Origin of the sequence: Actinokineospora iranica, from assembly GCF_900101685.1 — a bacterium.
Taxonomy (GTDB): domain Bacteria; phylum Actinomycetota; class Actinomycetes; order Mycobacteriales; family Pseudonocardiaceae; genus Actinokineospora; species Actinokineospora iranica.
Map to the genome: position 1 here is coordinate 211,102 of NZ_FMZZ01000011.1, position 18,800 is coordinate 229,901.

General features: G+C 71.6%; 21 protein-coding genes. 15 read left to right on the forward strand and 6 right to left on the reverse strand.

The annotated features are described in order from the left end of the window. Positions 1 to 10 precede the first annotated feature (10 nt). From BLS56_RS22220 to BLS56_RS22235, 4 genes are read left to right on the forward strand one after another with little or no spacing between them, the layout of a single operon-like run. Complete coding sequence (locus BLS56_RS22220; RefSeq protein WP_139190905.1) at positions 11 to 562, forward strand: hypothetical protein; 552 nt, start codon at positions 11 to 13, stop codon at positions 560 to 562. A 29-nt stretch (positions 563 to 591) separates the two neighbouring features. Next, the gene (locus BLS56_RS22225; protein ID WP_091454224.1) at positions 592 to 909 is read left to right on the forward strand and encodes a hypothetical protein; all 318 of its coding nucleotides are present in this window, start codon (positions 592 to 594) and stop codon (positions 907 to 909) included. Beyond that, the gene (locus BLS56_RS31665) at positions 906 to 2,405 is read left to right on the forward strand and encodes a hypothetical protein (RefSeq protein WP_091454226.1); all 1,500 of its coding nucleotides are present in this window, start codon (positions 906 to 908) and stop codon (positions 2,403 to 2,405) included. Before BLS56_RS22225 ends, BLS56_RS31665 begins: the two co-directional genes overlap by 4 nt. A gap of 12 nt (positions 2,406 to 2,417) precedes the next feature. After that, positions 2,418 to 2,693: a hypothetical protein gene (locus BLS56_RS22235; protein WP_091454229.1), complete on the forward strand. Its 276-nt coding sequence runs from the start codon at positions 2,418 to 2,420 to the stop codon at positions 2,691 to 2,693. Between the two features lies 1 nt (position 2,694). Here BLS56_RS22235 and BLS56_RS31670 read toward each other — a convergent pair whose 3' ends face one another. The 4 genes from BLS56_RS31670 to BLS56_RS22255 form a co-directional block, all read right to left on the reverse strand. Beyond that, positions 2,695 to 3,051, reverse strand: coding sequence for a hypothetical protein (locus tag BLS56_RS31670; RefSeq protein WP_175482975.1), 357 nt, complete (start codon positions 3,049 to 3,051; stop codon positions 2,695 to 2,697). Positions 3,052 to 3,332: 281 nt separating this feature from the next. Beyond that, positions 3,333 to 3,875 carry a hypothetical protein gene (locus tag BLS56_RS31675; protein WP_091454234.1) on the reverse strand — a complete coding sequence of 181 codons (543 nt, stop codon included), beginning with the start codon at positions 3,873 to 3,875 and terminating at the stop codon, positions 3,333 to 3,335. A gap of 23 nt (positions 3,876 to 3,898) precedes the next feature. Then, positions 3,899 to 4,444: a hypothetical protein gene (locus tag BLS56_RS22250; protein WP_091454235.1), complete on the reverse strand. Its 546-nt coding sequence runs from the start codon at positions 4,442 to 4,444 to the stop codon at positions 3,899 to 3,901. A gap of 45 nt (positions 4,445 to 4,489) precedes the next feature. Further along, positions 4,490 to 5,296 carry a dienelactone hydrolase family protein gene (locus tag BLS56_RS22255; protein WP_091454238.1) on the reverse strand — a complete coding sequence of 269 codons (807 nt, stop codon included), beginning with the start codon at positions 5,294 to 5,296 and terminating at the stop codon, positions 4,490 to 4,492. 73 nt (positions 5,297 to 5,369) lie between these two features. On the opposite strand from BLS56_RS22255, the gene glmS reads away from it, so the two are divergent. From glmS to BLS56_RS22285, 6 genes are read left to right on the forward strand one after another with little or no spacing between them, the layout of a single operon-like run. Further along, complete coding sequence (gene glmS / locus BLS56_RS22260) at positions 5,370 to 7,232, forward strand: glutamine--fructose-6-phosphate transaminase (isomerizing) (protein ID WP_091454240.1); 1,863 nt, start codon at positions 5,370 to 5,372, stop codon at positions 7,230 to 7,232. 15 nt (positions 7,233 to 7,247) lie between these two features. Further along, complete coding sequence (locus tag BLS56_RS22265; protein ID WP_091454241.1) at positions 7,248 to 8,678, forward strand: NAD(P)H-hydrate dehydratase; 1,431 nt, start codon at positions 7,248 to 7,250, stop codon at positions 8,676 to 8,678. Further along, a complete protein-coding gene (gene alr / locus BLS56_RS22270; protein WP_091454244.1) occupies positions 8,671 to 9,765 on the forward strand; it encodes an alanine racemase in 1,095 nt (364 codons plus the stop codon). Before BLS56_RS22265 ends, alr begins: the two co-directional genes overlap by 8 nt. Then, positions 9,762 to 10,844: an alpha/beta fold hydrolase gene (locus BLS56_RS22275; protein WP_091454246.1), complete on the forward strand. Its 1,083-nt coding sequence runs from the start codon at positions 9,762 to 9,764 to the stop codon at positions 10,842 to 10,844. Before alr ends, BLS56_RS22275 begins: the two co-directional genes overlap by 4 nt. Continuing rightward, entirely contained in the window at positions 10,837 to 11,319 is a 483-nt protein-coding gene (gene tsaE, locus BLS56_RS22280; RefSeq protein WP_091454249.1) for a tRNA (adenosine(37)-N6)-threonylcarbamoyltransferase complex ATPase subunit type 1 TsaE, read from the forward strand. The genes BLS56_RS22275 and tsaE overlap by 8 nt, the downstream gene beginning before the upstream one ends. Positions 11,320 to 11,328: 9 nt before the next feature. Beyond that, the gene (locus BLS56_RS22285) at positions 11,329 to 12,027 is read left to right on the forward strand and encodes an HAD family hydrolase (protein ID WP_091454252.1); all 699 of its coding nucleotides are present in this window, start codon (positions 11,329 to 11,331) and stop codon (positions 12,025 to 12,027) included. Between the two features lie 242 nt (positions 12,028 to 12,269). Here the strand turns inward: BLS56_RS22285 and BLS56_RS22290 are convergent, their stop codons facing one another. Together BLS56_RS22290 and BLS56_RS22295 are read right to left on the reverse strand one after the other, a co-directional pair. After that, positions 12,270 to 13,595 (reverse strand): carboxyl transferase domain-containing protein, encoded by a 1,326-nt coding sequence (locus BLS56_RS22290; protein WP_091454255.1) that lies wholly within the window; start codon positions 13,593 to 13,595, stop codon positions 12,270 to 12,272. Next, a complete protein-coding gene (locus tag BLS56_RS22295) occupies positions 13,588 to 15,015 on the reverse strand; it encodes an acyl-CoA synthetase (RefSeq protein ID WP_407640544.1) in 1,428 nt (475 codons plus the stop codon). Before BLS56_RS22295 ends, BLS56_RS22290 begins: the two co-directional genes overlap by 8 nt. Positions 15,016 to 15,171: 156 nt before the next feature. Between BLS56_RS22295 and BLS56_RS22300 the strand changes: the two genes are divergently transcribed. Genes BLS56_RS22300 through BLS56_RS22320 form a run of 5 tightly spaced genes read left to right on the forward strand, consistent with a single transcriptional unit; the run spans position 15,172 to position 18,558 of the window. Beyond that, positions 15,172 to 15,816 (forward strand): hypothetical protein, encoded by a 645-nt coding sequence (locus tag BLS56_RS22300; RefSeq protein ID WP_091454257.1) that lies wholly within the window; start codon positions 15,172 to 15,174, stop codon positions 15,814 to 15,816. Positions 15,817 to 15,819: 3 nt separating this feature from the next. Beyond that, a complete protein-coding gene (gene tsaB, locus BLS56_RS22305) occupies positions 15,820 to 16,506 on the forward strand; it encodes a tRNA (adenosine(37)-N6)-threonylcarbamoyltransferase complex dimerization subunit type 1 TsaB (protein WP_091454259.1) in 687 nt (228 codons plus the stop codon). After that, the gene (rimI, locus tag BLS56_RS22310; RefSeq protein WP_091454260.1) at positions 16,503 to 16,973 is read left to right on the forward strand and encodes a ribosomal protein S18-alanine N-acetyltransferase; all 471 of its coding nucleotides are present in this window, start codon (positions 16,503 to 16,505) and stop codon (positions 16,971 to 16,973) included. The genes tsaB and rimI overlap by 4 nt, the downstream gene beginning before the upstream one ends. Continuing rightward, positions 16,970 to 18,013: a tRNA (adenosine(37)-N6)-threonylcarbamoyltransferase complex transferase subunit TsaD gene (gene tsaD / locus BLS56_RS22315; RefSeq protein WP_091454262.1), complete on the forward strand. Its 1,044-nt coding sequence runs from the start codon at positions 16,970 to 16,972 to the stop codon at positions 18,011 to 18,013. The genes rimI and tsaD overlap by 4 nt, the downstream gene beginning before the upstream one ends. Before the next feature lie 35 nt (positions 18,014 to 18,048). Then, positions 18,049 to 18,558: a hypothetical protein gene (locus tag BLS56_RS22320; protein ID WP_091454264.1), complete on the forward strand. Its 510-nt coding sequence runs from the start codon at positions 18,049 to 18,051 to the stop codon at positions 18,556 to 18,558. The last annotated feature ends 242 nt before the right edge of the window (positions 18,559 to 18,800 follow it).

Sequence of the window (18,800 nt, forward strand, 5' to 3'; positions counted from 1 at the left end):
GGAGACCGCGATGGATGACATGACCTTGGACACGCGGCTCACTCTTGCCAAGTACGAGGACATCACCGCGCAGTACACGGCGCGGGTCAACGAGATCGGCGAGGAGTTCGCGCAGAACCTGTCGGCGTACGACGCTCAGGCGGCTGAGCGCGACCGGCTCATCGCCGAGCAACTGCCCGCGATCGAGGCAGCGCACGAAGCGGCGAAACAGGAGTACCTGCGCGAGCAGCAGGCGGAAGAGAAACCGGCGAGCACGTGGACGCCGAGGGAGTCCAAGCCGACGGTGTTGTCCTTCGGCGCGGAAGAGGTGCAGGAAGCGGCGCCCAGCCCGGTGCCGGTGGCACCCGCTCCGGTCCCGCCGCCCGCGCCGGTTCCGCCCGCGCCGGAACCGGTGTCCGCTCGGGATCGGTATCTGTCCTTCGGGGTGGAGGACGAGGAAGACGAGCCGCCGCAGCGGCCGGTGGCGCCGCCGCCGAGGGTGGGGCGGCCGGTGGTGCAGCGGCGGGCCGCTGTTGAGGAGCCGGACGACGATGACTGGTCGGGGCGTAGTTGGGTGCGTTGACCTGAGTGGGTTTCCAGGGGGAGGGACACATGCCGGAGGCAGCGGACCTCAGCGTCGACCGGGAGGCTGTCGACGCGTTGGTTCGGGCGGCGGCTGACCTTCGGGCCGCGCTTGAGCAGGTCGTGGAGTACGCGCGGGCCGATGACCTGGCGCCGCGGCAGTTCGGGGGGCTTGGCGCGGCGGCGGGGGAGGCGTTCGTCGGGGTGCGGGATCGGTTGTGGGAGTCGGTGGAGCGGGCGGCGCCGGGGGTCGACGAGGCCGTGGCCGCGGTGAGCGAGTCGGCTCGGCGGATCGTCGCGGTCGATGAGGAGGCGGCGAGCCGGATCACCGCGGCGGGGGAGCGGTGAGCGCGGACGCGATCCGGGAAGCGTTGGTCGAGCCCGCCGCGGGTGACCCGGCGGACACATCGGACAGTGCGCTCGACGGCGACCTGGCTGCGTTGGCGGCCCGGCTGACCGACAGCGGCGGGTTGTTCTCGCGGTGGCGGGAGCATCCGGCGGCCAAGCGCGGGTGGGCCGAGCAGGCCTGGGGCACCGGCGACGACCGGCGGATGCTGGACGACCTGCGCGGCGCCGAGTTCGGGCGGCTCGACGCGTCGGGGAGCAGGCTCGCCGGGCTCGCGGCGGCGGGCGGGGCGCTGGCCCAGGTCGCGGGCGACCTGCGGGCGAAGGTGCCCGACGTGTGGCACGGGCCGGTGGCCGACACCGCGGAAGGCCGGTTCGACCGGCTGGCCGCGACCGCCCGGGCCTGGCAGGACAGCCTCACCACCCTGGCCGTCGCCCTCGACGGCGCCCGCGAGGTGGCCGCCGATGCGTTGCGCCAGTGGACCGACGACCTCGGCTCGACCCGCCACCTCGACGTGGACGACCCAGCGAAGCGGCTCACCCAGATCGACCGCGTCGACGACGCCCTGTCCCGCGGGTCCCGCTGGGGCGCCCGGTTCACCGTCGAGGAACTGCGGACCCCGGGCAAGTGCGACCTGAACAGCCCGGCCGGGCCGCTGGTCGAGGTCTGGTCCAGCACCGAGGCCATCAACTACCTCGACGACTTCTGCGCCCGCTACGACGCCGCGGTCGGCCGGTTCCGGCGCAACCTGCGCGACGTCCACGAGGCCACCGCACGCGGCTGGGCCGCGCTCGCCGACGCGCTGCGCGCGATCGACCCGGACCCGTTCCGCACGTTCGCCGCGGCTGCCCCCGGTTCGTCCGGGGAGCGGGTCGTCATCCGCGACGGCGAGCGGACCATCACGGTCGACAACCCGGACGGCCGCGTCGGCATCACCGTCGAGGACGGTTCCGGCCCGGCGAAGTCCTATCTCATCGAGGAGCAGGGCGCGGTGCCTGAGCAGGCGAACAGCGGCGCGCCCTCGGCTCCGCCCGCCGAACCCGCGCCTGCCGCCAGCGAAGCCGCTGGGCAAGCCGGTGCAGGCGTCCCGGCGGGGGGCGCTGGCGGTGCGATTGGTGCTGGTGCCGGTGGCGGTGGCGGTGGCGGTGTTGCTGTCGACGGGGGTGGCGGCGGCGCGGCCGACCAGCCCGCGCCGCTCGCTCCCGGGGCGGCGACCAGCGCCGAGGCCCCGCCGGACGGTGAGCAGCAACGCCACTCCGCTCCCGCCGCGGCCGGAGCGCACGCCGCGGCCCCAGGTCAGGCTGGCGGCATGATGGGCGGCGGCATGGGGGCTATGGGCGGTATGGGTGGCGCGGGCGCGGGTGGTGGCCAGGGCGGCGACACCGAGCGCAAAGCGAGCCAGTGGCGGGTGGTGGGCAGCCTGTTCGAGGAATCCGACCCGGCCGCGCGGTTCGGCGGCGTCATCGGCGAGGACCCGGCTCAGCGGGCGCGGAAATGACCGGAGGCAGCGGTGATCGATGAGACCGACCCGGCGATCCGGGCCGTGCGGGCGCCCTTCCAGGCGATCAGCGCGGGCCTGGGCGACCGCTTCGAAGCGACCGCGGCGGCATACCGCGAGAAAATCGCCGAGCACGAACGCTATGTCGCCGAACGCACGGCCCGCGAAGCGCGACTGCGCGCCGAACCCGTGCCGGAACGCCCGAAGCGCCCCACTCGCCCGCGCCGCGAGCCGGATGACCCGTCGGAGACCGGGTTTTACACGGTCACCTGGATGACCAAGCGCTGAACTACGGCCCGAACGGGCGCATCGGCTGCGGGTAGGGCGGCGGCGCGAAGCGGGGGAAACGGCGGGCCTGCGCGATCTTCACAGCGGTGCTCGCCTTGGACTGCGAGCACAGAATTATCGTGGTCAGGCCCAGTGGGATTCCGAACACTGAGAGCAGGTTGACTGAACCCATGACAATACCGAACACCCGTCCGCGTATACGCAGTGTGGTAATCCCGGCGGCCAAGGTGAGCGCGCTGACGATGAAATAGATTGCTATTAGCGGGAGATACCGCCAGTCCGTGCCTAGGAACTGGTATCGGGGGTCGACTTTGTCATCCAAAATGTCGATGATCGACGCAATGGCGATGGTGAGCATTATCGCTGCCTGGACGAGCAGCGCGATCCCCGCCGTGACAAGTAGGCCGCGGCCAGGAATGGGGGACACCCCGTCGTCTGGAGGGAGGGTCTGCTGGTGGCCAGGCGGCGGGAAACCGGTGTCGTAACCCGGTGGAGGCACGCTGGGGCCGGGCGGCGGTGGCGGAGGCCATGGAGTCGACGGCCCGGGGGGTGGCCAGGGTGGGCCGCCTTGCGGAGCGCCGTGACCGGGAGTGTGCGGACCGTGGTTCATGCGGTGAGCGTATCGGTCGCGGACCAGATTCAGCGGCCGAACGGGCTAACGTGGCGCTGGGCTTTCGCGGTGTCGAGAGCTTTGGCGGTCGTCGGAATCAGGCAGAACACGGCGACGAGGATTCCGATGGGGATGATGTAGAAGGCGACGGTTCCGATGATGCCCATGACGGCGGCGAAAACCCGGCCGCGCAGGGTGAGGATGGTGATCGCCGCCCACACCGTGAGCGCGGTGAGGATGACAACGACGACTTCGGCGAGCAGATACCGCCAGTCGGTGCCCAGGAAACGGTAGCGCGGATCGCTGTCGTGCCATTTGAAAAGCAGCGTGATCCCCAGCGCGAGGTATCCCGCGGCGATGACCAGGAGGAGGACCCCGGCTGTGATGGCCTGGCCGCGGCCGGGTATTCCCGGTTTGTGGAAAGCTGGGCCGTGACCCGGGGGCGGGAGGGGGTACCCGTGGGGCGGGCCAGGAGGATAAGGGGCCGGTGCGGGTGGGAAACCCGGTGGCTGGCGCGCCGCGAAGTGCGGTGGCGGTTGCCGTTGGGGATGCCCGTGTGGTCCGGGGTGCATGACTGTGCTCCTCGCGGTAAAGGTTACTGGGGCCGCCAGGGGCCTGGCGGGGGCATGTGCTGGGGCGGATAGTTCCCCTGCTTGGCCGCCACCGCCGCGGTGACGCCGGATGAGAACAGAACAATGATGAAGACAATGACGCCGATAATCCCCGCGCCCGGAATCGCGATCGCGGGGATATTGTCCAGGCTTCGCTGGACGACGGGAATGTAGGCGACGATCACCCACGCTTGCAGCAGAATCAGCATCACCGCGCCGATGAGGCTCAGCACGCGGCCGGTCGGCTTGACCTGTCCGAGCATGACGCCGCCGGTGAGGAGCAGACCGATGCACACCGCGGTGGGGATGAGGAACAAGGGACCGGCGTACACGAACACGAGTCCCACGAGCGTGAGGCAGCCGAGGATGATCGAGAAGAGCCCGGCCGACCGGGCCGCGGAGCCTGGCTTCTTGGGGCTTGGGTAGCCGGGTGGCGGGCCGTATCCGGGCTGGGGCGGGCCATAGCCAGGCGGCGGCCCGTAGCCGGGGGGTGGTGCGCCGGTGCCGGGAGGCGGCGGGCCGTAGATCATGCCGTCAGCGTATCGGGGCCGACTCGGTGTCCAGGGCGGTTTCGGTCAGGTGTGGGCAGGTTCCGGATGGGTGATCTCGGTGCCCTTGACGTCTTCGGTGAGCAGGGGTTCGTACTCGGTTTTGCCGGTCAGGCGCACCAGGAAGAACGCGGTCAGCAGGGCTCGGCTCACGCGCTGGGTGGCGTGTTCGGACTTGCCGTGCACGAGCAGGTTGCTCCAGTGCCTGCCTTCGGCGAAGCCGAGGTGGCTGGCTTTGGCGATGGTGCGGACCTGGGCCGGGCCGCCCCAGGTGCGGGCGATCAGGTCGGCGTTGCTCGCCGGGGGCGCCACCAGGTCGCGGCCCGCGACGATGTGCAGGCTGGGCATGGCGCAGTGGCGGGCGGCCTCGGTGGCGAAGGGGCGGGTCTGGGCGGCGGCCAGCGTGGCGACGGCGTGGACGCGGTCGTCGTCGGCGGCGGCGAGGACGGCGCTGCCCGCGCCGGTGCCGTGGCCAGCGAGGCCGAGGCGGTCGGGGTCGACGCTGATCTCGCCAGCGCCGAGGCGCACGCCCGCGCACACGTCCAGCGCGGTGCGCAGGTCGGAGGCGAGCAGCCGGTGCGAGGCCAGCGGGCCGGTCTGGGTGCCGGGGGCGGCGACCACGATCCCCCACGAGGCCAGGTGGCGGAACAGGCCGCGGTAGCGGGCGGGCGGTTGCAGCCAGCCGTGTCCGAACGCGACGGCTGGGAGGCCCAGGCCGGATTTCGGGGTGTGGACGACCCCGGGCATCCCGACGAGGGCGAGGTCGCCGCGCAGGACCTCGTGCGGTCCGGGGCGGGAAAGCTCGTCGAGCAGGTGCTTGGCCTTGCGTGCCATGCCCGCACCCTATCGCCTGACGCGCCAGCCGGGCGTTCCCGAGCCGCCGTGCGCGCTGGTTACGCTGTTGCGCGTGTGCGGAATCGTGGGTTATGTGGGCCACCGGCAGGCCCTTGACGTGGTCTTGGACGGCCTGCGCAGGCTGGAGTACCGGGGATACGACTCGGCGGGTGTCGCCGTGCTCGGCGGCGCGGACGGGTTGGCCGTCGAGCGCAAGGCGGGCCGGCTGGCGAACCTGGAGGCCCGGCTGGACGAGGTGGGCCGGGCCGGGTTCGCGGGCACCGCGGGCATGGGCCACACCCGGTGGGCCACGCACGGCGCCCCGGTCGACCGCAACTCCCACCCGCACCGCGACGGCACCGGCCGGGTCGCGGTCGTGCACAACGGCATCATCGAGAACTTCGCCGCGCTGCGCGCCGAGCTGGAGGCCGCTGGTGTCGAGTTCGCCAGCGACACCGACTCCGAGACCGCCGCGCACCTGGTCGCCCTGGCCTACGCCAGCGGGGAGACCGCCGGTGACCTCGCCGCCAGTGTCCGCGGTGTGTGCCGCCGGTTGGCGGGCGCGTTCACGCTGGTCGTCTCGCACGCTGATGAGCCGGACCTGATCGTCGCCGCGCGCCGGTCGTCGCCGCTGGTGGTCGGGATCGGCGACGGTGAGACGTTCGTCGCCTCCGATGTGGCCGCGTTCATCGAGCACACCCGCGAGGCCGTCGAGCTCGGCCAGGACCAGTTGGTGACGATCACCCGCGAGGGCTACGAGGTGGTCGACTTCGACGGCGGGACCGCGCGGGTCAAGCCGTTCACCGTCGACTGGGACCTGTCCGCCGCCGAGAAGGGCGGCCACGAGTACTTCATGCTCAAGGAGATCGAGGAGCAGCCTGCCGCCCTCGAGAACACGCTGCGCGGGCACTTCACCGACGGGCGGATCGTGCTCGACGAGCAGCGCATCGCCGAGCAGGACCTGCGCGAGGTCGACAAGGTGTTCGTGGTGGCCTGCGGGTCGGCCTACCACTCCGGCCTGGTCGCCAAGTACGCCATCGAGCACTGGACGCGGCTGCCCGTCGAGGTGGAGCTGGCCTCGGAGTTCCGCTACCGCGACCCGGTGCTCGACCGGGACACCCTGGTCGTGGCGGTGTCCCAGTCCGGTGAGACCGCCGACACCCTGGAGGCCGTGCGGCACGCGCGCGGGCAGAGGGCGCGGGTGCTGGCGGTGTGCAACACCAACGGCGCGCAGATTCCGCGCGAGTCCGACGCGGTGCTCTACACCCACGCGGGCCCGGAGATCGGCGTCGCGTCCACCAAGGCGTTCCTGGCGCAGATCGCGGCGAACTTCCTGGTCGGGCTGGCCCTGGCGCAGGCGCGCGGCACCAAGTACCCCGACGAGGTGGCCCGCGAGTTCCACGAGCTGTGCGCGATGCCCGACGCGGTCCGCAAGGTGCTCGGCACCAACGACCAGGTGCGGGCGCTGGGGCGGGAGGTGGCGGACGCGAAGGCGGTGCTGTTCCTGGGCAGGCACGTCGGCTACCCGGTGGCGCTGGAGGGCGCGCTCAAGCTCAAGGAACTGGCGTACATGCACGCCGAGGGGTTCGCCGCAGGCGAGCTCAAGCACGGGCCGATCGCGCTGATCGAGCCCGGGCTGCCGGTCGTGGTGGTGATGCCGTCGCCGAAGGGGCGGGCGGTGCTGCACTCGAAGCTGGTGTCCAACATCAGCGAGATCCAGGCGCGCGGCGCGCGGACCATCGTGATCGCGGAAGAGGGCGACGAGACGGTGCTTCCGTTCGCGGACACGCTGATCACGGTGCCCGCGGTGCCGACGCTGCTGCAGCCGCTGGTGTCGACGGTGCCGCTGCAGGTGCTGGCCGCCGAGATCGCCCGCGCCCGCGGGTACGACGTGGACAAGCCGCGCAACCTCGCGAAGTCCGTCACGGTCGAATAGTCGAGTAGGAGCCGAATGCGCGACGTCTGGACCACCGGCCATGTTCGGGCGGCCGAGGAGCGGGTCCTGGCCAGAACCGCGCCGGGCGCCCTGATGCGCCGGGCCGCCTACGGGGTCGCCGCGCGGACGGCCGCGCTGCTGGCCGAGCGCACGGGCGGGGTCGCGGGCAGACGGGTCGTGCTGCTGGTCGGCGCGGGCAACAACGGCGGCGACGCGCTGTGGGCCGGGGCGTTCCTGCGCAAGCGGTCGGTGGGCGTCACCGCGGTGCTGCTCGCCCCGGACCGCGCGCACGCCGAGGGCTTGGCCGCGCTGCGGCGGGCGGGTGGCCGGGTCGGCGCGCCGGAGGACGTGGACTTCGCCGACCTGGTGGTCGACGGGATCGTCGGGCTGTCCGCGCGCGGGCCGCTGCGGCCGGACGCGGCGGCGGTGGTCGCCCGGGTGCGGGCTCCGGTCGTCTCCGTCGACCTGCCCAGCGGGGTCGACCCGGACACCGGCGCGGTCGACGGGCCCGCGGTGACCGCGGACGTCACGGTCACCTTCGGCGCGTACAAGCCGGTGCACTTCCTGGCCGGGGCGCGGTGCGGCGATGTGCACCTGGTCGACCTCGGCCTGGAGCTGGCCGACCCGGACTTCCGGGTGCTCGACCGGGCGGACGTGGCGCGCGTGTGGCCGGTGCCGGGGGCCGAAGACGACAAGTACACCCAGGGCGTGGTCGGGATCGCGGCCGGGTCGGAGACCTATCCCGGCGCTGCCGTGCTCGCGGTGGGCGCCGCGGTGCAGGCGACCTCCGGGCTCACCCGGTACGCGGGGGCGGCGGCGGAAGAGGTGCGCAGGCGCTGGCCCGAGGTGATCACGACCGGGTCGGTCGGCGACGCCGGCCGGGTGCAGGCGTGGGTGGCCGGGCCGGGGCTGGGCACCGGGAAGGCGTCCCGGGACGTGCTCAGGTATGTGTTCGAGTCGGGCGTCGCGTCCTGTGTGGACGCTGACGGCATCACCCTGCTCGCTACGCACCCCGATTTGTGGGACGCCCGCGACCCGGACGCGCCGGTCGTGCTGACCCCGCACGCCCGGGAGTTCGCCCGGATCGCCGAGCCGCTGGGGATCACGCTGGGCGCCGACCGGGTCGCCGCGGCCGTCGCGCTGGCCGCGAAGGTCGACGCGACCGTGCTGCTCAAGGGGCACGCCACCGTCGTCGCCGCGCCGGACGGGCGGGTGCTGGTGAACCCGGCCCGCTCGCACTGGCTGGCCACCGCCGGCTCCGGCGACGTGCTGTCCGGGCTGATCGGCGCGCTGCTCGCGGCCGGACTCGACCCGCTGCTCGCCGCGGGCTGCGCGGCCTGGCTGCACGTCCGCGCGGGTGATTTGGCCGCGCGGGGCGCGCCGACGCCAGCGTCGGCGATCGTGTCGGCGCTGCCTTCGGCTATCCGGGCGGTTCTCCATGGCTGACGCGCTGCCGCCGCGCGCCGAGGTGGTGATCGATCTCGACCGCGTCCGGCACAACGTCGCGCTGCTCGCCGCCCGCGCGCCCGGGATCGACGCGATGGCGGTGGTGAAGGCCGACGCCTACGGCCACGGCGCGGTTCCGGTCGCGCGGGCGGCGCTGTCCGCAGGGGCGACCTGGCTCGGGTCGTGCTCGCTCGGTGAGGCGCTTGCGTTGCGTTCAGCGGGAATCACCGCGCCCATCCTGTCCTGGTTGGACGTTGCCGGGGCCGACCTGGGGGCGGCGGTCGACGCGGGCGTGGACCTCGGTGTGTCCTCTGTGGACCAGTTGCGCGGGCTGTTCGGCGCGCGGGTGCACCTGAAGATCGACACCGGGTTGAGCCGCAACGGGTGCCCGCCCGAGCTGTGGCCCGAGTTGGTGCGGGCGGCCCTGGACTCGGACAACGAGGTGTACGCGATCTGGTCGCACCTGGCGTGCGCGGACGAGCCGGGGCGCGAGTCGGTCGACCGGCAGGCGAAGCGGTTCGCCGCGGCGTACGAGGTCGCGGTGGCGGCCGGGGCGCGGCCACGCAGGCACCTGGCGAACTCCGCGGCCACCCTGAACCGGCCGGACCTGCACTTCGACATGGTGCGCTTCGGCATCGCGATGTACGGGCTGAATCCGCTGCCGCAGCCCGAAGACCTGCGGCCGGTGATGACGTTCCGCTCGTCGGTCGCGCTGACCAAGCGGATTCCGGCGGGCGAGTCCGTCTCCTATGGACAGACGTGGACCGCCGGCCGGGACACGAACCTGGCGCTGGTGCCGGTCGGATACGGCGACGGGGTTCCCCGGTCGCTGTCGGACCGGATGGACGTGTGGCTGGCGGGCAAGCGGCGGCCCATCCGCGGCCGGGTGTGCATGGACCAGATCGTGGTCGACTGCGGCGACGACCCGGTTTTCCCCGGCGCGGAAGTGATCCTGTTCGGCTCCGGCGAGCGCGGCGAGCCGACCGCGCGGGAGTGGGCCGACACGACCGGAACCATCGACTACGAGATCGTCACCGGGATGTGCAGGCCGCGAGTCGTCCGCCGCTATCTGGGCGCGGACTCGTGAACCGGCTCGGCAAGGTCATCGCAGCCGCGGCGGGTGTCGCCGCGGTGGGCGGCGCGGCGCTGGCCGTGCGCGAGGTCAGCAGGCGCAGGCCCGACGACCCGTACGCCGACGAGCCGCTGGGCCAGTTGCCGCCGACCCGCACCAGCACGGTCGCCGCCGCGGACGGGACCGCGTTGTCCGTCGAGGAAATCGACCCCGAGGACGGCGGAAAGCCTGACCTGACCGCGGTTCTGGTGCACGGATTCGCGGTGAGCAGGCTCTCCTGGCACTTCCAGCGCCGCGATCTGGCTCGGCTGACCGATCCCCGGGTGCGCCTGGTGCTCTACGACCACCGCAGCCATGGGCGCTCCGGGCGGGCCGATATCACCACCAGTTCCATCGATCAGCTCGCTGGCGACTTGGACGAGGTCGTCCGCGCGGTCGCCCCGGACGGCCCGCTGGTCCTCATTGGACACTCCATGGGCGGCATGGTCGTCATGGGGCTGGCGGAGCGGAACCCCGAGCTGTTCGCCGAACGCGTGCGCGGCGTCGCGCTGATCGGCACCTCCGCGGGCGAGGTCGGCAAGCGCGGACTGCCCAGGCCGCTGCTGTCCAAGCACAATCCGGTCACCCGCCTGGTCGGCCAGCTCGCCGAATGGCAGCCCGGCCTGGTCGAGCTGATCCGCGCCGCGGCGGGACAGCTCACCCGGCAGGCGGTGCGCGGCATCGGTTTCGGCTCCACCGGGATCAGCCCGAGCCTGGTCGACTTCCTGGTCGACATGCTCAATGTGACGCCGGTGCGGGTGCTGGCCGACTTCATCGAGACTCTGGGCGACCACAACCGCTACGCGGCCCTGGCAGGCCTCAAGCACAGCCACGTGCTGGTGCTCAGCGGCGACGAAGACCTGATGACCCCGTTCTCCCACGCGGAACGGATCAACGCCGAACTTCCCGACGCGCACCTGGTCCGGGCGCGCGGCGCGGGACACATGGTGATGTTGGAGCAGCCGGACCTGGTCACCGAGCACCTGGCGACCCTGCTCCGCGAATGCGCCCGCGGCCTCGGCTCGGGCCGGAAAAGGTGGTGGCGACGTGCCTGAGCCGGTGACTCTCGTGACGGCAGAGGACACCCTGGAATTCGGCCGGAAACTCGGCGAGACGCTGCGGGCGGGGGACCTGGTGCTGCTCGCCGGTCCGCTCGGGGCGGGGAAAACGGTGGTGGCCAAGGGGATCGCGGCTGGGCTGGGGGTCCAGGGGCGGGTCAGCAGTCCGACGTTCATCATCGCCCGGGAGCATCAGGCTGGGGAACGCGGGATTCCGCTGGTTCATGTGGACGCTTACCGGCTGGGTGGGGATCTGACTGAGCTGGACGACCTGGATCTGGACACGGAGCTGGTGGAGTCGGTCGTGGTGGTGGAGTGGGGGGAAGGGGCCGCTGAGCGGCTGTCGGCCGATCACCTGCTGATCCGGCTGGATCGTCGGCCGGATGACGCGCGGTTGGCGATTCTGGAGCCGCACGGGTCTTGGGTCGACCGCCTTGCTCGCGCGGGCTTTTGTGGTTGCGTCGCAGGCTAGGCTTCGGTCATGCGCGCGGTGATCTTCGACTGGGGTGGCACGCTCACCCCCTGGGTGACCATGGACCATCTGGCGGCTTGGCGCGCCTTCGCCGATGTGCTGCACCCCTCCGACCCGGATCAGGCTGCCTTGGTCGCCGACGCGGTGCTGACCGCGGAGACCGCCGCCTGGGCGCGGGCCAAGACGCGTCACACCGCGTTCACCATCGCTCAGGTGCTGGAAACCGCGGGCGCGCCAGCCGATGAAGCCGCTTTGGCGGCGTTTCGGCGGTATTGGGATCGGGCTACGCCCACTGATCCTGAGGTTGCTCCTATGCTGGCTGATCTCAAGGACCGGGGTCTGCGGACCGGGATCTTGTCGTCGACGGCTTGGCCTGCTGCTTGGCATGAAGAAGTCCTGCATCGGGACGGGGTTCGCGACCTGTTCGATGCGCGGGTGTGGAGTAGCGATTTGGACTACACCAAGCCGCATCGGGCTGCTTTTGAGGCCGCTATGCGGGCTGTGGGTGTGGAGAATCCGGCTGACTGCGTTTATGTTGGCGATCGGCCCTACGACGATATCAGCGGTGCCAAGGCGGCTGGTATGCGGGCGGTTTTCATCCCGCACAGCGATATCCCGCCTGCGCAACAGGTTCCGGTTGATGTGGAGCCGGATGCTGTGGTGCAGCGGTTGTCTGAGCTGCCAGCTGTGCTGGATGGGTGGCGCTGATTCGGTTTTGACGCGCCTGTTTGGGCTTGCCTGTTGGGTGTGCCTGTTTGGGTGGTTTGCCTTGATTTGGGGCCCCTCGAAATGGGCCTGCGCGGGTTAAAAGGCGGGCGAAGGAACCCCACCCGCGCCGCGAGTTTAGGCCCATTTCCCCCAAATCAAGGCAAACCACCCAAACCGGCGGTTGGGTTCTGCCCCTCGCCTTTGTGGTGGGATTTTGCGTGCGTGCGTGCGTGCGTGTTTGGTTAGGGCGAGGCGATGCCTCTGACGACTCCGAGTTCGACCAGGTCTTCTGGGCGTAGGCGGAGCTGTTCTGCGGTCGCGGGTACTTGTTCTGGTGGGCGTTTGAGGATGGCTGCGCTGAGTTCTGGGGCTATGACTGAGAAGTAGGCGTCTGGGGTTATCCAGGTGCGGTCGGGGGCCGCCAGGGCCAGTGCGCCGCCGGAGCCGCCTTCTCCGATCACCAGGGTGGTTATGGGGATTCGGGCTGCGGCGACCGTGCCGAACAGGTCGGCGATGGCGGGGCCTACGCCTGCGCGTTCGGCTGCCGCGTCGTTGGCTGCGCCGGGGGTGTCGACGAGGGTTAGCACGGGGATGGCCAGGTGTTCTGCCAGGCGGATCAGGCGGGCCGCTGTGCGGAAGCCCGCGGGGGTGGTGGGGGTGCCCGCCTGGGCGGCGTAGGCGATGGCTCGCCTGCCGCGTAGGCCGATGCCGCAGAGCATTCCCGGGTCTACGCCGCCGGTGCGGTCGCCGGTGATGGGGCGGCGGAGGTCGAAGTAGTCGTCCAGGTACGCCTCGGCGTGGGGGCGGGTTGCTGCCCGGGCGCGGTGGACCGCGGACCAACCGTCCGTTGACGGGGTCGGTGAGCCTAGGGCGCGAGGCACGTCTGCGGGGTCCGCGGAGCCAGAATCGAGCAGGGTCAACCATTCCGCGATGACGTCGGTGAGGTCCCAGGGCTCGCACACCTCGTCCACGTGGCCGTGGGTGAACTGGCCTTCCGCTGTGTATGCCGGATCGTCGGCGTCGGTGGGTGGGCGGACGCGCCTGCCCGCGAAGCCGACCTGCGCGCCCGCGACGCCGATGACCACGTCCGCGCCCGCGCCCAGTGACGCCCAAAGGCCGCCGGTCGTGGGGTCGCGCAGCACCGATATCTGGGGGACGCCCGCTTGGCGCAGCAGGGTCGAGTGTCGGGCTACGCGCTGCAACTGGCGCAGGGACAGCATTCCCTCCTGCATTCGGCTGCCGCCGGTCGCGATGAGTGAGACCAGGGGGGTGCGGGTTTCCCTTGCCCGGCTGAACGCGTGCTCTATGCGGTCGCCGGTCGCGGTTCCCACCGAGCCGCCGAGAAAGCGGAAGTCGAACGCGATCAGGACCGCGTCGACGCCGCCGATCCGGCCTTTCCCGCATACCACCGACTCGGTCTCGCCGGACCGTTCCTCGGCTCGGGCGCGCGCCTGGGCGTAGCCGTCCCAGTCGAGTGGGCCGTCGCCGTGGGCGCGACTGTCCACAGTGAACTCGTCGAAATCCGTCGTCACCTCGGCGATGACTTCGCGGGCGCCGCCGTCACGCATGTAGGGCTCGTTTCGTGACCTTGCCCATTTCGTTGCGGGGCAACGCTTCCAGGTATCGCACGACTCTCGGGCGCTTGTGCGGGGCGAGCAGCTTCGCTACGTGGTCGGCGAGGTCCTGTTCGGACGGACGCTCGTCCTCGGGCACGATCCAGGCCACGATCCGCTCACCGAGATCGTCGTCTGGTTCACCGGTGACGGCGGCCTCGGCGACGCCGGGGTGCTCCAGCAGCGCGTTCTCGATCTCGCCCGCGCCGATCTTGTAGCCGCCGCTCTTGATCAGGTCGGTGGCGCGCCTGCCGACGATGCGCACGTACCCGTCCGGGTCCCGCACCGCCATGTCCCCGGTGCGGAACCAGCCGTCGCGCAGCGCGGCGGCGGTCGCGTCCGGGCGGTTCAGGTAGCCCAGGAACAGGTTCGGGCCGCGCACCTCGATCTCGCCGACGGTCTCGCCGTCGGACGCCTCGATCGGCACGCCCGCGTCGTCGACCAGTCGCACGTCCACCCCGTCCACCGGCGGACCCACCGTCCCCGGCCGTCGGTCGCCGGACGCGCGCACGCTGCAGTTCATCAGCGTCTCGGTCATCCCGTACCGCTCGACCACCCGCTGCCCGGTCGCCGCGGTGATCCGCGCGTGGTCGCGGGCGGGCAGCGCCGCCGACCCGGACACCAGCAGCCGCGCCCGGCCGATCGCCGCGGCCAGGTCCGCGTCGGCCTCGCAGTCGGCGGCGAGCCGGTGGTACATGGTCGGGACGCCGAACACCATCGTCGCGCCGTCGGCCAGGGCGGCGGCGATCGCGGCCGAGTCGAACCGGCCGGTGTGGCGCACCGCGCCGCCGCGGCGCAGCGGGCCCAGCACGCCCAGGATCAGCCCGTGCACGTGGAACAGCGGCAGCGCGTGCACCACGACGTCGTCGGCGGTCCACTCCCAGGCCCGCGCCAGCGCGTCCAGGTTGGTCGCGATCGCCCGGCGCGGCAGCAGCACGCCCTTGGGCGGCCCGGTCGTGCCCGAAGTGTAGACGATGAACGCGGGCGCCTCCTGGTCCGCCTCGGCGGGCAGCGGGCCGTCGAGCCGCTCGGCCGGGTCGATATCGCGGCGGGGCAGCGCGGCCAGCGCCGCGGGCAGGTTGTCGCCGGGGGCGGCGAGCACCAGGTCAGGGGCGCTGTCGCCGACGATGTGGGCCAGTTCGCGCTCGCCGATCCTCGGGTTCACCGGCACGACGGCCGCCCCCGCGGTCAGCGCGCCGACGACGGCCAGGCACGTGGGCAGGCTCGGCGTCGCCCACACCGCCACCCGGCTCGCGCCTGCCAGCCCGGCCGCGACCGCGCGCGCGGACGCGGCGAGGTCGGCGTGGGTCACGACCGCGGACCCGAACCGGATCGCCTCGCGCTCGTCCGGCGTGGCCAGTGTTGGCAGCAGCACCCGGTCAACATTAACGGCCAGAATCCGCTTGACCACCGACGATGACGACTGTCACTTTCGCTGTGATTCGCCCCGGATCTGTTACGGACGCCGGTCGGGTGACGATCCCTGTTCGGGGGTCGCGGTCGGTAATCACACCCGGTTCGGGGAGTCGCAGTGGATCTCCGCAGTCTGTTCTCGCTCGTGCTCAGGCGCTGGCTCGTCGTCGTGCCGCTGCTGGTCTTGGCGGTGGCAGGCGCCGGTTTCGCGTACCTGAACACCCCGGTCCGCTACTCGTGGACCGGGACCGCGGTCCTCTTGGCGCCGCGGACCGGGCCGGTGGCGCCGGTCGGGAAGACGGTGGTGTCGGAGACGAACTCGTTGCTCGCGTTCCGGCCCAGCCTGTCCACGACCGCCGCCCTGCTGATCGATGACGTGGGGTCGCGGGCGGCCAAGCTGTCGCGGGAACCGAAGGAGACCGTCGAGATCACCCGGGAGGGTCCGTTCCTGACCGTCGCGGTGGAGGGCGCGACGCACAAACGGGCGACGGACCTCGGCGCAAGCGCTTTCTCCCTGATGCGCGTCGCCCTCGACAAGGAGCAGCGGTTCCTCGGCGCGCCCGAGAGCACCCTGATCACCCTCCACGTCGTCACCTCGCCGGTCGAGCCGGTCAAGGTCACCAAGGCCAGGACGACGATGGTCGGCGCGGCGCTCGGCGGCGGCGGCCTGCTCGCGCTGATCTGCGCCTTCGCCGCCGACAGCGTGGCCGACGCGCGGCGGCGGTCCCATGCGCGGACGGTGACCGCGCCCTCGTACTCTTGACAAGTGCTGGTTCTCGCGGTTGACACCGCCACTCCCGCGGTGACCGCAGGCGTCGTCGAGTTCACAGTCGAACTCGCTGGTGAAAACTCAGACGGCGCCCCGCGGTTGCTCGCCGAGCGCGTCACGGTCGACGCGCGGGCGCACGGCGAGCTGCTCACCCCCCACCTGCGCGACGCGCTGGCCGAGGCGGGGCGCGCGCTGAGCGAGGTCGACGCCATCGTCTGCGGCGTCGGCCCTGGCCCGTTCACCGGCCTGCGCGCGGGCATGGTCACCGCGGCCGCCCTCGGCCACGCCCTCGACCGTCCCGTCTACCCGGTCTGCACGCTCGACGCGATCGCGGCGGACCGCCCCGGCGAGCCGGTGCTGGTTGTGACCGACGCCCGCCGCCGCGAGGTCTACTGGGCCGCCTACGACGCGCGCGGCGCCCGGACAGCGGGGCCGGAGGTCGCCCCGCCCGCCGAGGTGGCCGACCGGCTCGCCGACCTCGGCGTGACCCGGGTCGCGGGCCCGCCGGTGTTCGACTTCGGCCTCCCTGCGGTCGGCCCCGAGCACCCCAGCCCGGTCGGCCTGGTCGCCGTCGCGCGGGCGGACCTGGCGGCGGGCGCGGAACCGGGCGCCCTCACCCCCCTCTACCTGCGCAGGCCGGACGCGGTCGAGCCAGGGGCCCGCAAGCGGGTGAGCCGGGTATGACGGTCAGACTCGACCCGCTGCGCCGCCGCGACCTGCGGCGGTGCGCGGAGTTGGAGCGCATCCTGTTCGCTGGCGAGGACCCGTGGAGCGAGGCCGCGTTCGCCTCCGAACTGGACTGGGGCCACTACTACCTCGGCGCGTACGCGGGCGACCTGCTCGTCGGCTACGCCGGTCTGTCCCTGGCCGGGATGCCCGGCGACATGGAGGCCAGCGTGCACACCATCGGCGTCGACCCGGTGTGGCAGGGGCAGGGCATCGGCAAGGCGCTGCTGCGCGCGCTGCTCGCCCGCGCCGAGCGGGAGCGGGCGCAGGTGTTCCTGGAGGTCCGCACCGACAACGCGGCCGCCATCGCCCTCTACGAGGCGCACGGCTTCACCACCATCGGCCTGCGCCGCCGCTACTACCAGCCCTCCGGCGCCGACGCGTACACCATGGCCCGGCCCGCCCGGGTGGAGGAGACCACGTGACGATCATCCTGGGCATTGAGAGCTCCTGCGACGAAACCGGCGTCGGCATCGTTCGCCTGGACCGCGACGGCGGCCTGACCCTGCTGGCCGACGAGGTCGCCTCCAGCGTCGAGCAGCACGCCCGATTCGGCGGCGTCGTCCCCGAGGTGGCCAGCCGGGCGCACCTGGAGGCCATGGTGCCCACCATGCGCCGCGCCATGACCGCCGCGGACATCGCACTGTCCGATGTGGACGCGATAGCGGTCACCTGCGGCCCCGGCCTGGCGGGCGCCCTCCTGGTCGGCGTGTCCGCCGCCAAGGCATACGCGACAGCGTTGAACGTCCCCCTCTACGGCGTCAACCACCTGGCTGGGCACGTGGCCGCCGACACCCTGGAACACGGTCCCCTGCCCACCCCCACCCTGGCCCTGCTCGTCTCCGGCGGCCACAGCCAACTCCTGCGCGTGGACGACCTGGCCGGGAAAATCACCGAAATCGGCTCCACCATCGACGACGCCGCAGGCGAGGCCTACGACAAGGTGGCCCGGGTCATCGGCCTCCCCTACCCCGGCGGCCCCCCCATCGACCGCGCGGCCCAACGCGGAAACCCCACCGCCATCGCCTTCCCCCGCGGCCTCACCGGCCCCCGCGACGCGAAGTACGACTTCTCCTTCTCCGGCCTCAAAACGGCGGTGGCCCGCTGGGTGGAAGCCCGAGAACGCGACGGCGAAGAAGTCCCCATCGACGACGTGGCCGCATCCTTCCAGGAAGCCGTGGCCGACGTCCTCACCGCCAAGGCAGTCCGCGCGGCAACCGAACTCGGCATCAACACCATGGTCATCTCCGGCGGTGTGGCGGCCAACTCCCGAATCAAGGCCCTGGCAGCCCAACGCTGCCAGGCGGCGGGAATCGAACTCCGCGTCCCCCGCCCCCGCCTCTGCACGGACAACGGAGCCATGATGGCCGCCCTCGGCGCCCACCTGGTCGCCGCAGGCGTAAAGCCGTCCTCTTTGGACCTCTCAGCCAACCCGGCCCTACCGGTGGCAACAGTGTCGGTCTAACCCAGGCAGGCGCTCGATAGGCGGAAGGGCGCGGGATGGCGACCAAGAGCAAGATGACGGGGGTGCTGGTCGCGGCCGCTGCGGTGGCTGTTGTGGCAACCGCTGGATTTGACGAGGCTGTGGACAGAGTGCAGGGCCTTTTCGCGGGTGGAACAGAGGTCATCGGGGACGGCGAGTATTCGTTCATGGTCGCGTCGGAGGCCACGTCGAAGGTCGAGAAGTGCACGGCACAGCAGGTGTTGCAGGACAAGGCCTGCGACGGTTTTCGAATTGTGGTGTTCGACGCGGGCAAGCTGCCCTTCATCGCTCGGGGAATCAGCGAAGCGTGGGAATCAGGCTCTCCTGCCCTGTTGACCATGAATAGATCGAAGGCGCTGGTGAATCGTAAGGCTGCTTGCGGAAACGCGCGTTTCAAAAAGAAGTTTCCCAGGACGTCGTGCGACGAATATCCCGTGCGCCACGAGGCGTCATTTTACCGAGTGGAGGTGGAAGACCTTCACCCATTTTCTGTCGTAGCAGAGAATGTGAAGCTGGCGGCAGTCTGAGCCTGGGAACGCAGGTGAGGACGGGAAGCAGCCGCGACAAAGCCGGGGCGGGTCAGTACTGCCAGATGGCCTGGTGCCCGGCAAGCGAGACGGAAAGGTGTACGAGAGAAACCAGCGATGGTAAAGCTCCGTAATCGTCGCACCGGCTCAAATCTGGTGGATATGGGCCGGGTTGTGGTGCACGGAACAGTCATCAGCGTAGGGCTGTTCGGACTCTCGGATCGGGTCAGGGTATCTGGTTC

What these genes read in the sequence shown, in the direction of transcription:
- BLS56_RS22290 (WP_091454255.1), bottom strand. Translation starts at nt 13,595, where the DNA reads ATGCGTGACGGCGGCGCCCGCGAAGTCATCGCCGAGGTGACGACGGAT.
- BLS56_RS22255 (WP_091454238.1), bottom strand. Translation starts at nt 5,296, where the DNA reads ATGGCACGCAAGGCCAAGCACCTGCTCGACGAGCTTTCCCGCCCCGGA.
- BLS56_RS22265 (WP_091454241.1), top strand. Translation starts at nt 7,248, where the DNA reads ATGCGCGACGTCTGGACCACCGGCCATGTTCGGGCGGCCGAGGAGCGG.
- BLS56_RS31670 (WP_175482975.1), bottom strand. Translation starts at nt 3,051, where the DNA reads ATGCTCACCATCGCCATTGCGTCGATCATCGACATTTTGGATGACAAA.
- rimI (WP_091454260.1), top strand. Translation starts at nt 16,503, where the DNA reads ATGACGGTCAGACTCGACCCGCTGCGCCGCCGCGACCTGCGGCGGTGC.
- BLS56_RS22285 (WP_091454252.1), top strand. Translation starts at nt 11,329, where the DNA reads ATGCGCGCGGTGATCTTCGACTGGGGTGGCACGCTCACCCCCTGGGTG.
- BLS56_RS31675 (WP_091454234.1), bottom strand. Translation starts at nt 3,875, where the DNA reads ATGCACCCCGGACCACACGGGCATCCCCAACGGCAACCGCCACCGCAC.
- BLS56_RS22220 (WP_139190905.1), top strand. Translation starts at nt 11, where the DNA reads ATGGATGACATGACCTTGGACACGCGGCTCACTCTTGCCAAGTACGAG.
- alr (WP_091454244.1), top strand. Translation starts at nt 8,671, where the DNA reads ATGGCTGACGCGCTGCCGCCGCGCGCCGAGGTGGTGATCGATCTCGAC.
- BLS56_RS22250 (WP_091454235.1), bottom strand. Translation starts at nt 4,444, where the DNA reads ATGATCTACGGCCCGCCGCCTCCCGGCACCGGCGCACCACCCCCCGGC.
- BLS56_RS22225 (WP_091454224.1), top strand. Translation starts at nt 592, where the DNA reads ATGCCGGAGGCAGCGGACCTCAGCGTCGACCGGGAGGCTGTCGACGCG.
- BLS56_RS22320 (WP_091454264.1), top strand. Translation starts at nt 18,049, where the DNA reads ATGGCGACCAAGAGCAAGATGACGGGGGTGCTGGTCGCGGCCGCTGCG.